11 protein-coding genes are annotated in these 11,746 nt (G+C 69.4%); 2 read left to right on the top strand and 9 right to left on the bottom strand.

Translation table 11 applies throughout. The annotated features are described in order from the left end of the window. Positions 1-25: 25 nt before the first annotated feature. From moaC to BKY59_RS09725, 4 genes are read right to left on the bottom strand one after another with little or no spacing between them, the layout of a single operon-like run. Positions 26-496, bottom strand: coding sequence for a cyclic pyranopterin monophosphate synthase MoaC (moaC, locus tag BKY59_RS09740; RefSeq protein ID WP_076071056.1), 471 nt, complete (start codon positions 494-496; stop codon positions 26-28). Continuing rightward, on the bottom strand, positions 493-1,284 hold the full coding sequence (trpC, locus tag BKY59_RS09735) for an indole-3-glycerol phosphate synthase TrpC (protein WP_076071054.1): 792 nt from the start codon (positions 1,282-1,284) through the stop codon (positions 493-495). The genes moaC and trpC overlap by 4 nt, the downstream gene beginning before the upstream one ends. Beyond that, on the bottom strand, positions 1,284-2,279 hold the full coding sequence (trpD, locus tag BKY59_RS09730) for an anthranilate phosphoribosyltransferase (protein WP_076071052.1): 996 nt from the start codon (positions 2,277-2,279) through the stop codon (positions 1,284-1,286). Before trpD ends, trpC begins: the two co-directional genes overlap by 1 nt. Beyond that, complete coding sequence (locus BKY59_RS09725) at positions 2,276-2,863, bottom strand: anthranilate synthase component II (RefSeq protein WP_076071050.1); 588 nt, start codon at positions 2,861-2,863, stop codon at positions 2,276-2,278. Before BKY59_RS09725 ends, trpD begins: the two co-directional genes overlap by 4 nt. A 107-nt stretch (positions 2,864-2,970) precedes the next feature. On the opposite strand from BKY59_RS09725, the gene BKY59_RS09720 reads away from it, so the two are divergent. Together BKY59_RS09720 and BKY59_RS09715 are read left to right on the top strand one after the other, a co-directional pair. Then, on the top strand, positions 2,971-5,085 hold the full coding sequence (locus BKY59_RS09720) for a TonB-dependent siderophore receptor (protein WP_076071048.1): 2,115 nt from the start codon (positions 2,971-2,973) through the stop codon (positions 5,083-5,085). Between the two features lie 31 nt (positions 5,086-5,116). Beyond that, positions 5,117-6,301 (top strand): PepSY-associated TM helix domain-containing protein, encoded by a 1,185-nt coding sequence (locus BKY59_RS09715; protein WP_076071046.1) that lies wholly within the window; start codon positions 5,117-5,119, stop codon positions 6,299-6,301. Between the two features lie 247 nt (positions 6,302-6,548). On the opposite strand, the gene BKY59_RS09710 is transcribed toward BKY59_RS09715, so the two are convergent. From BKY59_RS09710 to BKY59_RS09690, 5 genes are all read right to left on the bottom strand, one after another. After that, positions 6,549-7,820, bottom strand: a complete 1,272-nt coding sequence (locus tag BKY59_RS09710; protein WP_076071043.1) for an adenosylmethionine--8-amino-7-oxononanoate transaminase — start codon at positions 7,818-7,820, stop codon at positions 6,549-6,551. Positions 7,821-7,893: 73 nt separating this feature from the next. Then, positions 7,894-8,589: a dethiobiotin synthase gene (gene bioD, locus BKY59_RS09705; RefSeq protein ID WP_083672035.1), complete on the bottom strand. Its 696-nt coding sequence runs from the start codon at positions 8,587-8,589 to the stop codon at positions 7,894-7,896. Then, the gene (locus BKY59_RS09700) at positions 8,586-9,710 is read right to left on the bottom strand and encodes an 8-amino-7-oxononanoate synthase (RefSeq protein WP_076071041.1); all 1,125 of its coding nucleotides are present in this window, start codon (positions 9,708-9,710) and stop codon (positions 8,586-8,588) included. The genes bioD and BKY59_RS09700 overlap by 4 nt, the downstream gene beginning before the upstream one ends. 65 nt (positions 9,711-9,775) lie before the next feature. Further along, positions 9,776-10,291 (bottom strand): phosphoribosyltransferase, encoded by a 516-nt coding sequence (locus BKY59_RS09695; RefSeq protein WP_076071039.1) that lies wholly within the window; start codon positions 10,289-10,291, stop codon positions 9,776-9,778. A 28-nt stretch (positions 10,292-10,319) separates the two neighbouring features. Then, complete coding sequence (locus BKY59_RS09690; protein WP_076071037.1) at positions 10,320-11,336, bottom strand: adenosine deaminase; 1,017 nt, start codon at positions 11,334-11,336, stop codon at positions 10,320-10,322. Positions 11,337-11,746: the final 410 nt, after the last annotated feature.

Raw genomic sequence — 11,746 nt, 5'->3', positions numbered from 1 at the left:
CGAATGGAGGAATTGGAGAGCGATTTCACGCCGCGTGCCAGTCGCCGGAGCGGCCGCCGGATTTGGCGAGCAGCCGGACCTGGCCGATGGTCATGGCGCGGTCGAGGGCTTTCGCCATGTCGTAGATCGTCAGGAGGGCGACCGAGACGGCGGTCATCGCTTCCATCTCCACGCCGGTGCCGTGGGTGGTGACGACGGTGGCAGTGACGGTGATGCCCGCGTCGGCCAGTTCCAGGTCGATCGTGACGCCGCCGATCGGGAGCGGGTGACAGAGCGGGATGAGGTCGGACGCGCGCTTGGCGGCCATGATGCCGGCGATGCGCGCGACGGCCAGGACGTCGCCCTTCGCCACCGCGCCGTCGCGGATTGCGGCGAGCGCGGCGGGCGCGATCGCGATGTGGCCGCTGGCCGTGGCCGAGCGGCGGGTGTCGGGCTTTGCGGTGACGTCGACCATGCGGGCGGCGCCGCGGTCGTCGAGGTGGGTGAGCGTGGTCATGCCGTCAGCAACGCGCGGGTCGCCGATTCGACGTCGGCATGGCGCATGAGCGTTTCGCCGACGAGGAAGCAGCGGATGCCGTGCGCGGCCAGCCGGGCAACGTCGGCCGGACCGGTGATGCCGCTTTCGGCTACGAGCGTGGTGCCGGCGGGCACAAGGCCGGCCAGTTCCTCGGTCCGCGCCAGATCGACCGAGAAGTCGCGCAGGTCGCGGTTGTTGACGCCGATCAGCCGGCTCCGCAGCGCAAGCGCGCGGTCGAGTTCGGTGCGGTCGTGGACCTCGACCAGCACGTCCATGCCGTGGTCGATCGCGGCGGACTCAATCTCGGTCATCTGCGCGTCGTCGAGTGCGGCGACGATGATGAGAATGGCGTCGGCACCCAGCGCGCGCGCTTCGGCCACCTGCCACGGATCGACCATGAAGTCCTTGCGGAGCGCGGGGATCGTCACGGCGGCGCGGGCGGCGACGAGGTACACGTCGTCGCCCTGGAAATACGGCCGGTCGGTCAGGACCGAGAGGCAGGCGGCCCCGCCGGCGGCATAGGCGCGCGCGTGGGCGGGCGGATCGAAATCCTCGCGGATGAGGCCCTTGGAGGGGGAGGCCTTCTTGATCTCCGCGATCAGGCCGTAGCCGCCGGCCGCGACCTTTGCGTCGAGCGCGGCGCGGAAGCCGCGAGGCGGCGTGGCGGCGGCGATGCGGGCGGCGAGTTCGGACGGCGGCAGCGCGGCCTTCATCGCGGCGACATGGGTGCGGGTGGTGGCGCAGATTTCGCGGAGGCGGTCGGACATCAGGCGGCGATCCAGCGGGAGAGGAGGGTGGCGGCGCGGCCGCTATCGATCGCGTCGGCGGCAAGGGCGGCGCCTTCGGTCCAGTCGGACGCGGCATCCGCGACGATCAGCGCGCCGGCGGTGTTGAGCAGCACGGCGTCGCGATAGGCGCCGGGCGCGCCGGCCAGCAGCGTGGTGAGCGCGGCGGCGTTGTAGGCCGGGTCGCCGCCGCGCAAGTCGTCCGGGCCATAGGTCGGCAGGCCGGCGTCGGCCGGGGTGATCCGTTCGGTCCGGTCGCCGCAGGCACCGATGCGGATCGCGGTGGAGGGTGCGCAGACCGACAGTTCGTCGAGCGGCTCGTCGCCCGCTACCATCATCGCGCTGTCGACGCCGATCAGGCGGAGCGCGGCGGCATAGGTCGGCAGAAAGTCCGGTCGGGCGACACCGATCAGCTGGCGGCGGACACGCGCCGGGTTGGCGATCGGGCCGATCAGGTTGAAGATCGTGCGGCGGCCGATCGCGCGGCGGACGGGGGCGAGCCGGCCGAGCGCCGGGTGATGCTTCTGCGCGAACAGGAAGGCGATGCCGATCGTGTCGAGCGTCTCCTCCGCGATCGCGGAGGCGCGGTCGAGATCGAGACCGAGTGCCTCCAGCGTGTCGGCCGCACCGGCGCTGGACGAGGCGGCGCGGTTGCCGTGTTTGGCGACGGGGATGCCGCAGGCCGCGACGACGATCGCGACCGCGGTGGACACGTTGAGGCTGTGGCTGCCGTCGCCGCCGGTGCCGCAGACGTCGATCGCGTTGGCGGGCGCCGAGACCGGGATCATGCGTTCGCGCAGGGCCTGGGCGGCGGCGGCGATCTCGATCGCGGTTTCCTCGCGGACGGTGAGCCCGGTGAGGAAGGCGGCGGCCTGTGCATCGGGCACGCGACCGTCGAGCATGTCGCCGAATGCGGCGAGTGCGGTGGCGTGGTCAAGCGGGCTGTCGGTATCGGGGAGCAGCGCGACGGTCGTCATGGCCGTTCGCGCACGGGGATGCCGGCGATCCGCATGAAGTTGGCGAGCATGGCGTGGCCATGTTCGGTGGCGATGCTTTCGGGGTGGAACTGCACGCTGTGGATCGGCAGCGTGGGGTGGGCAAAGCCCATGACGACGCCGTCGGCGGTGCGCGCGTTGACGGTCAGCGTGTCGGGCACGTCCTCCACCACCAGCGAGTGGTAGCGGGTGGCGATGAAGGGCGTGGGCAGGTCCGCGAACAGGCCACTGCCGTCATGGTCGATCGGGGACGTCTTGCCGTGCATCAGTTGCCCCGCGCGGACCACGCGACCGCCGAAATACTGACCGATCGCCTGGTGGCCGAGGCAGACGCCGAGCAGCGGCTTGCCCGCGTCCGCCGCCGCGGCGACGAGGTCGAGCGAGACGCCCGCCTCGTTCGGCGTGCAGGGGCCGGGGGAGATCAGGAACGCGTCCGCGCCGGTGCCGATCGCCTGGCCCGCGCCGATCGCGTCGTTGCGGACCACCTCCACCTCCGCCCCCAGTTCCTGGAGATAGTGGACGAGGTTCCAGGTGAAGCTGTCGTAATTGTCGATGACGAGGATCATGCGCGTCGACCTACCAATGTTGCAGCGATGCGTCACCCCGCTTGGCGCAACGGTTTTTGCCGCTAACCGCTATTGATCTTCATTCGCAACACGAGCAGGGGGCGGGAATGAGAACCCGTCTTGCCGCGATCGTGCTTGCCACGACACTCCTTGCCGCCCCGCTGTCGGCGCAGACGACCGGGGCCGCTGGCGAAGTGGGTGGCGAAGCGGCGGACAGCGTGGTCGTGATCGCGCCGAACTTCGTACCCGTGACGACCAGCGTGGGCACCAAGACAAACGCGCCGCTGATCGAGGTGCCGCAATCGATATCTGTCGTGACGCGCGACCAGATCGACCTGCTGAACTTCATCGATGTGCAGCAGGCGGTTCGCTACACCGCGGGCATCACCGGCGAGAATTACGGGCCGGACCTGCGCTATGATTTCCTGACGGTGCGCGGCTTCGTGCCGGTGCAGTATATCGACGGGTTGCAGGCGCCGGTGAGCGCGTCGATCACCAATATCGGGATCGATCTGTACGGGTTCCAGTCGCTGGAGGTGCTGAAGGGTCCGGCGTCGGTGCTGTACGGCACGAACCCGCCGGGCGGGTTGTACAACCTGACCAGCCGGCGGCCGGACGCGGCGTTCGGTGGCGAATTGCAGGTCAAATACGGCAACGACGATTTCAAGCAGGCGGCCGGCACGCTGACCGGCACGGTGACGGACGGGCTGCGCGCGCGGGTGACCGGGCTATACCGCGATCGCGACAGTCAGACCGATTTCGTCCACGCCAAGCGCGCCTACGTCGCGCCGGCGCTGGCGGTGGATATCGGGCCGGACACGGTGCTGACCGGGCTGGGGCATTATCAGTATGACCGCATCGACGGCGACACGAACGGGTTCCTGCCGGTGCTGGGCGTGTTGCGCGACAATCCGGCGGGCGACGTGCCGCGCAGCGTGAACCTGGGCGAGCCGGATTATAACAGTTACCGGCGCGAACAGTTTTCGGCCGGGTACGAACTGGTCCATGATTTCGGGACGGACGCGCGGTTCACACAGAATGCGCGCTGGTCGGAATATCATGAGGACCAGCGGACGATCTATGCCAGCGGTCTGGGCGCGGACAACCGCACCGTGACGCGGTCGAACTTCCCCTATCAGGACGATGTCGCGCAGTTCGCGGTGGACAGCCGGCTGGAGGCGACGCGCTGGACCGGGCCGGTGCAGCACAGCCTGTTGCTGGGCCTGGATTATCGCAATTACCGCGAGGCGTCGGCGTTCGGCTTCGGCCCGGCATCGTCGATCGACCTGTTCTCGCCGGTGTACGGCCAGGCGGCGATCGTGACGCCCGACCTGACGCTCCAGACCGACCAGCGGCTGCGCCAGACCGGCATCTATGTGCAGGACCAGCTGAAATATAACCGGTTCGTGCTGACGCTGTCCGGGCGGCAGGACTGGACCCGGACGGCGGATTACCGGCGCGCGTCGAACGCGAAGCAGGACAAGTTCAGCTACAGGGTGGGCGGGTCCTATGTCGCGGACTCGGGGCTCGCGCCTTATGTCAGCTACGCCACGTCGTTCCAGCCGGTCGTGGGCGCGGGGATGGACGGGCGCACGTTCCAGCCCACGACGGGGAAGCAGTGGGAAGCAGGCCTGAAATATGATGCGCGGGGGCTGCCGTCCGACGTGAAACTGTTCGCGACTGCCGCGGTCTACCGCCTGCGGCAGAATGATGTCGTGACGCCGGACCCGACCAACGCCATGTTCAACGTCCAGACGGGCCAGGCGACGGTCGAGGGGGTCGAGCTGGAGGCGGTGACGCGGATCCGCGACCGGCTGAGCATCAACGCATCCTATACCTATGCCGATGCGCGGGTGACGCGCAGCAACGTGGACGGACAGGTCGGCGCGCGGCTGTTCGCGCAGCCCAAGCACAAGGCGTCGGCGTTCGTCGACTATTCGTTCCGCGACGGGGCGCTGGCCGGCTTGGGGCTGGGTGGCGGCGTACGCTACCTGTCGAACAGTCCGGGGGCGTTGCCCGGGCCGTTCGTGGCGACGGTGTATGATACCGGGCGGTCGACGCTGTTCGACGCGGTGCTGCGCTACGATCTGGGCGACTGGCGGGTCGCGGTGAACGGGACGAACCTGTTCGACAAACGCTATGCCGGGCGCTGCAACAGCGATATCGGCTGCTTCTTCGGTCAGTCGCGGCAGGTGATCGCGACGTTGACGCGCCGGTTCTGAGGCGCCCCGATCTGACCCGAAGTTCCGACGCATGACCCGTGGTGGTCCCGGTGTTCGCGGCTTTTTCGTGCGGCTGCACCGCTATGTCGGGCTGGCGCTGGCCGGGTGGCTCGTCCTGCTGGGGCTGACCGGCAGTGCGCTGGTATATGAGCGCGAACTGGATGCGTGGCTGAACCCCGGCTTGTGGCATACGACGCCGGGTCCCGCGCTGTCGCCGCAGACGATCGCGGACCGGGTAACGGCGGCGGACGCACGCGTTACCGCGCGATGGATCCCGATCGGGACGGCGGGGGCGCTCGACGTGTGGGTCGACTGGAAGCCCGACCCGGTGACGGGGGCGGCGGCGGTGCGCGACTATGACCAGATGTTCGTCGATCCGGCGACGGGGGCGATCAACGGGCGGCGGCGCTATGGCGGGTGGACGCTGACCCGGGCGACCGCGCTGCCGTTCGTCCATACGCTGCACAGTTCGCTGTTCCTGCCGGGGCGGGTGGGGGCGATCCTGCTGGGCATCGTCGCGCTGGCGTGGCTGGTCCACGGACTTACGGGGTTCTGGCTGACCCTTCCCCGCAGCCTGCGCTGGGGGCAGTGGCGGCGCGCCTGGGTCCTGAAACGGCATGTCCGGGCGGAACGGCGGACCTACGACCTGCACCGCGCCGGCGGGCTGTGGGCGTGGGGGCTGATGATCGCGATGGCGGTCAGCGGGGTCGCGCTGACGCTGTCGGCCGAGGTGTTCGAGCCGGTGGTGGCACGCGTCTCGCCGCTATCGCCGCATCCGTGGGAGGGGCGGACGGCCGCCGCGGCGGAGGTGCCGTCGGTGTCGTTCGATCGCGCGCTGGCCGCCGCGACCCGCGCGGCCATGGCGGCGGGGATCGCGACACGGACGTCAGGCCTGTTCCTGGGGCCGGAGATCGGGCTGTACGGCGTGTCGTTCGGGCAGCAGGAAGCGGCCGGCGTGGGGCAGGCGTGGGTCTATGTCGACCGCGCGACGGCGGCCGTGGTGTCGGTGCAGACCGCGACCGGCGGCAGCGCGGGCGACGTGGTGGAACGGGTGCAGTTGCCGATCCACGCCGGCCGGGTGGGCGGTGTTGCGACGCGCGTGCTGGCGGTGCTGCTGGGGCTGGCGGTCGCGATGCTGTCGGCCACCGGGGTGATGGTCTGGTGGTACAAGCGGCGGGCGCGCCGCGTGGCGGCGGGGATGCACCGGCGGGGGTGAGGGTTTCGGGTGCGTCCTCGTTGATCCGTTCGTCCCGAGCGTAGCCGGGTGTCCGAACTTCGTGCTTCTCGGCTTCGCTCGAAGGGGTCCCTCGACTGCGCTCGGGATGGACGGGTGTTGGGGATAGTCCGGGTCTGAACCTCATTCCGACCCCCTTTGGTTCGAGCCCTGGCGCAGGATTCTCGACAGGCTCGAACCAAACGGGTTGGGGGTGTCCGGAATCCAGGGTCCGCGGCGTGGGACGTCGTTACGAACGGCGACCCTCCAGGAAGCTCGTTACCGTGCCGTACACCGCGTCCAGATCGGCATCGCCGATGCAGTAGGGCGGCATGACGTAGACCGTGTCGCCCAGCGGGCGGAGCAGGACGTCGTGCGTGCCGGCATGTGCCATCAGCGCCGGGCCGATCGCGGAGAGATAGCCTTCGTGGTCCGCGCCCGCGGTCTGCGTGATCTCGAACGCGGCGATCGTGCCGAGGCGGCGGGGGTTGCGGATTGCGGGATGGGTGGCGATCCGATCGAGCCGGGCCTGCTGGCGCGCGCCCAGGTCGGCGATGCGGGCGCGGACCGGTTCGTCGCGCCAGATCCCCAGATTGGCGACCGCAGCGGCGCAGGCGATCGGGTTGGCGGTGTAGCTGGACGAATGGAAGAACATGCGCGCGCGATCGTCCGACAGATGCGCGTCGAAGATCGCGTCGGTCGCCAGCGTGACAGCCAGCGGGACCGCGCCGCCGGTCAGTCCCTTCGACAGGCACAGGATGTCGGGGACGATGCTGGCCTGTTCGCAGGCGAGCAGCGTGCCGGTGCGGCCCCAGCCGGTCATGACCTCGTCCGCGATGAACAGCACGCCGTGATGCGCACAGATCCTCTGCATTTCGGCCAGCAGCGCGGGTGGATAGAGCTTCATGCCGCCAGCACCCAGGACTAGCGGTTCGACGATGAACGCGGCGGCGGGTTCGGGGCCGCCGCACAGCCTGTCCAGCGCGTCGAGCGTCGCCTGATGCGCGTCGGGTTCCGGGAAGGGCACCGTGCCGACATCGAACAGCAGCGGCGCATAGGCGCGGTTGAACACGCCGCGCGCACCGACCGACATCGTGCCGATCGTGTCGCCATGATAGCTATGTTCCAGCATCAGGATGCGGTGGCGGGGCGCGCCGATATTGGCCCAGTAGCCAAGCGCCATCTTCAGCGCGACCTCGACCGCGGTCGACCCGCTGTCGCTGTAGAAGACGTGCGACAGTTCCTCGGGCATAATCGCGACCAGATCGCGGGCGAGTCGTTCGGCCGGTTCGTGGGTCCAGCCGGCGAAGATGATCTGGTCCATGGTGGCCGCCTGTTCGGCGATGGCCGCCATGATGCGCGGGTGGCTGTGGCCGTGCGTCGTGACCCACCAGGAAGAGATCGCATCCACCACGCGCCGGCCGTCCGCGGTGTGGAGCGCGGCCCCTTCGGTGCGGACGACCGTCGGGATCGGAGCGCCGAGGCCGTGCTGGGTGAAGGGGTGCCAGACGGGGGAGGTCATTGCGGGGGTCCTTGGCGGTTGTGCTTTCCGGTGGCGGCGGACGGGCGAACGCCGGGCGTTGTCGGCACGCCGGTCACGGCTGATCCGTGCGGCGTGACAACGGATCCTGACGTCCGTCAGGATGACGGTGAACGGGTTGGCCCTTCGGTTCGAAGTCGGCGATAGCGAAATTGGCAGCGAACGCGGCTGCAAGCGTTTCGCGGTCGAGCACCGGCAGGATCGGCAGCCGCCCCAGCCGGCGTACGCCGCCGATGGCGCAGATCGTCGCCTCGCTGTCGGCATTGCCCGACCCGACGAAGGCGATGCCCAGGACGGGCACGCCGCGTGCGCGCAAGGCCTCGATCGACAGCAGGCTATGGTTGATCGTACCTAGTTCGGTGCGGGCCACCAGAATGACGGGTGTGGCCCAGCGGGCGAACAGATCGGCATAGAGCAGGGTGCGGGTGAGCGGGACCAGCACGCCGCCGGCACCCTCGACCACCAGCGGCCCCGCGACCGTCGGCAACGCCAGCCGTTCCGGATCGATCGCGACGCCGTCCAGTTCCGCCGCCCGGTGGGGCGAGCAGGGGGTGTTGAGCCGGTACGCCTCGGGCAGGATGCGGGGGGCGGGCAGGCCGGAGAGCGTGGCGACGGTGGCGCTGTCGCCTGCCTCGTCGAGCCCGGCCTGGACCGGTTTCCAGTACCGCGCACCGAGCGCACCGGCGAGCGCGGCGGCGAACACCGTCTTGCCAATGCCGGTATCGGTGCCGGTGACGACGATCGCGCTCATGCCAGCGCCGCCGGAAGTGCCGCCGCCAGTGCCGCCAGATCGTCCGCATCGATATTGGCGGTGATCGACAGGCGGAGCCGCGCGGTGCCGGCGGGGACGGTCGGCGGGCGGATGCCGCGGACGTCGAACCCGGCGGCCTGGAGCCGGCCCGCGACCTGCATCGTGCGGACATCTTCGCCGAGCACCAGCGGCAGGATCTGCGATCCGGTGACCGTCGCGCCGAATGGTTCGAGCAACCGGCCCGCCTCCGCCACCAGCGCGGCGAGGCGGACGCGGCGTTCGGGTTCGTCGGCCAGCAGGCGGAGCGCGGCGCGGGCGGCGGCGGCCATCAGCGGGGAGGGGGCGGTGGAAAAGATGAACCCGCGCGCCCGGTTGACGAGGAAGTCGCAGACGATCGCGGGTGCGCAGACCAGCGCCCCTTCGCAGCCGAGCGCCTTTCCGCAGGTCCGCAGCACGACGACATTGTCGCGCCCGTCGATCCCGTCCGCCAGCCCGCGTCCGCCGCGGCCGAACACGCCGGTGGCGTGCGCCTCGTCGATCAGCAGGAAGGCGTCGTGGGTGTCGGCCAACCTGGCGAGGTCGGCCAGCGGCGCGCGGTCGCCGTCCATGCTGTAGAGGCTTTCGACCGCGATCCAGACGCGACCGGTGCCGCCCGCGCGACGCCACGCGGTGATCGTCTCTGCGACCGCGCCGGTGTCGTTATGCGCGGCGGCGCGGACCTCGGCCCGGCCGAGACGCATCCCTTCATGTGCGCTGGCGTGGATCAGCGCGTCGTGAACGACCAGGTCGCCCCGTTGCGGCAGCGTCGCGAACAGCGCGACGTTGGCGGCATATCCGCTCGACAGATACAGCGCCTGTTCCGACCCGAAGAAGGCCGCGGCCTCCGCCTCCAGCGCCTCATGTTCGGGGTGATTGCCGCGCAGCAGGCGCGATCCGCCGGAGCCGACCGGCACGCCGCGGGCGAGCGCATCGGCGACGGCCCGCGTCAGGACGGGCGAAGCGGCAAGCCCGAGATAGTCGTTGGACGACAGGTCTGTGCCGGACCGCGCGATCAGCCGGCGCGCGCGTCCACGATCGGCAAGGCCCGCCAGATCGGCGGCATGGGTGGCAAGGATCGACATGGTGGGCCGCGCAATAGGCCATCGCGGGACGGACCGGAAGTCGGGCGGCAATCCGCGGCCGCCTGTCACGCGATCCGGCCGGGCACCGCATTGGCATCGGCGGCAAGGCGCGCCTGCGGGGCGACCGCCTCCCATGGGAAGACGAACCAGTCCTTGTTCACGCTACGATCGATTCGGCGGTGGCGATATTCGACCGTGGCGGTGGAACGGATATTGTCGATCAGGACCGCGAAACGGATATTGGCTGGGATGGCGCCGGCCGCCACCGTCCGCTCCCGCAGCCGGGCGATCGTCGCGCCGCTGTCGTTGATATCGTCGACGAACAGCAGGCGCGCGCCGTCCGCCGTCCGCGCCGCCAGCCGATCGACCAGCGCATCGCCGAAGTCCGCGACGCCAGCGGACAGATCGATCGTCAGCAGCGGCACCCCGGTGGCGTGCGACAGGAACGTGCCAGGAACCAGGCCGCCGCGGCCGATGCCGACCAGATGATCCGGCTGCCAGTCGTCGGCCGCCAGCGTGGTGGCGAGCGTGTCGATCGCGGCAAGGAACGCATCGTGCGATATCGAGGAGAAGGTTGGCATGGCGGTCGGTTCCCAGGGCGATACGGGCTTAGGGATGCGCGGCAACATAGGCGTCGATCGCCGCCAGATGGCGGGCCACGTCCGCATCGGGCAGGAATGACCCCAGAAAACTGTTGCGCGCCAGCGTGACGAAATCGTCGCGCGTCAGGCGCCCGGAGGCCGCGACCGCATAAAAATTATCGTTCACATAGCCGCCAAAATAGGCGGGATCGTCCGAATTGATCGTCGCGCGCAGGCCGAGCCGGAGCATCCGGTCGATCGGATGCGCGTCGATATCGGGCACGACGCACAGCTTCAGGTTCGACAGCGGGCAGACGGTCAGCGTCATCCCCGTCCGCGCCAGCCGGGCGACGAGCAGCGGATCCTCCAGCGAACGGTTGCCATGGTCGAGCCGATCGACATGCAGCAGGTCGAGCGCCTCCGTGACATAGGCCGGCGGGCCTTCCTCGCCGGCATGCGCGACCCGCTTCAGGCCGAGTTCCGCCGCAGCGGCGAAGACGCGCGCGAATTTCGACGGGGGATGGCCCTGCTCCGACGAGTCGAGCCCGACCGCGGCGATCCGGTCAAGCCAGGGGCGGGCGGCGTCCAGCGTGGCGAAGGCGTCCGCCTCGTCCAGGTGACGGAGGAAGCAGAGGATGAGCCGTGACGAGATGCCGTGCTCGGCCTCCGCATCGGCCATCCCGGCCAGCAGTCCCGCGATCACCGTGCCGATCGGGATACCGCGCGCGGTATGCGTCTGCGGATCGAAGAAGATTTCGGTATGGACCACATGATCCGCGGCGCACCGCGCGAAATAGGCACCGGCCAGCTCGCGAAAGTCCGCCTCGGTCCGCAGCACGTCCGCGCCGGCATAGTAGATGTCGAGGAAATCCTGGAGGTTCCCGAACGCATAGGCGGCCCGCACGGCGTCCACATCTGGGTAAGGAATCGTGACGCCGTTCCGCTGTGCGAAGGCGAACATCTGCTCGGGTTCGAGCGAACCCTCGATATGAAGATGCAGTTCGGCCTTGGGCAGGCCGGCGACGAAGGTGGCGAGATCGGTCATGCGGGCAGGATACGCGAGATGGGTGAACTTTGCAGCACCTGCGTCTGCCCCTTGGTCCGTACCCCGGCGCAGGCTGGGGCCTAGACGGTACGGTTGTCTCCAGGTCCGGTCTGCTCCGGGCAACCGTTCAGACTAGGACCGGAGCGGCCAACGCTGTTCCAGGATCGCACACAGCTCTCCCTGTCATCCTGACGGAGGTCAGGATCCACTATCACTACGCTTTTGCGTGTGGGAGCGTTGGCAGCGGGCGCGTCCGAATCGGGTCATGCGCGATTCGCCGGTTGAGGCTCGCTTCGCCTGGTTTTGTCTTGTCCTATGTTGGTGCCGTGAGGCCGCTGAATCCCGCTTCTGGGGCCACTTCCTGGATCATTTGCCACAAAACTGCAATTTCTGGATTGACCCCTGTCGTT

The organism is Sphingomonas montana (genome assembly GCF_001956315.1).
In the GTDB taxonomy this organism is placed as follows: Bacteria; Pseudomonadota; Alphaproteobacteria; order Sphingomonadales; family Sphingomonadaceae; genus Sphingomonas_R; species Sphingomonas_R montana.
This window is presented reverse-complemented; position numbering and strand designations above follow the sequence as displayed.

Coding starts and splice junctions, on each gene's coding strand:
- BKY59_RS09690 (WP_076071037.1), bottom strand. CDS start 11,336: ATGACCGATCTCGCCACCTTCGTCGCCGGCCTGCCCAAGGCCGAACTG.
- BKY59_RS09720 (WP_076071048.1), top strand. CDS start 2,971: ATGAGAACCCGTCTTGCCGCGATCGTGCTTGCCACGACACTCCTTGCC.
- BKY59_RS09695 (WP_076071039.1), bottom strand. CDS start 10,291: ATGCCAACCTTCTCCTCGATATCGCACGATGCGTTCCTTGCCGCGATC.
- trpC (WP_076071054.1), bottom strand. CDS start 1,284: ATGTCCGACCGCCTCCGCGAAATCTGCGCCACCACCCGCACCCATGTC.
- moaC (WP_076071056.1), bottom strand. CDS start 496: ATGACCACGCTCACCCACCTCGACGACCGCGGCGCCGCCCGCATGGTC.
- bioD (WP_083672035.1), bottom strand. CDS start 8,589: ATGAGCGCGATCGTCGTCACCGGCACCGATACCGGCATTGGCAAGACG.
- BKY59_RS09700 (WP_076071041.1), bottom strand. CDS start 9,710: ATGTCGATCCTTGCCACCCATGCCGCCGATCTGGCGGGCCTTGCCGAT.
- BKY59_RS09710 (WP_076071043.1), bottom strand. CDS start 7,820: ATGACCTCCCCCGTCTGGCACCCCTTCACCCAGCACGGCCTCGGCGCT.
- BKY59_RS09725 (WP_076071050.1), bottom strand. CDS start 2,863: ATGATCCTCGTCATCGACAATTACGACAGCTTCACCTGGAACCTCGTC.
- trpD (WP_076071052.1), bottom strand. CDS start 2,279: ATGACGACCGTCGCGCTGCTCCCCGATACCGACAGCCCGCTTGACCAC.
- BKY59_RS09715 (WP_076071046.1), top strand. CDS start 5,117: ATGACCCGTGGTGGTCCCGGTGTTCGCGGCTTTTTCGTGCGGCTGCAC.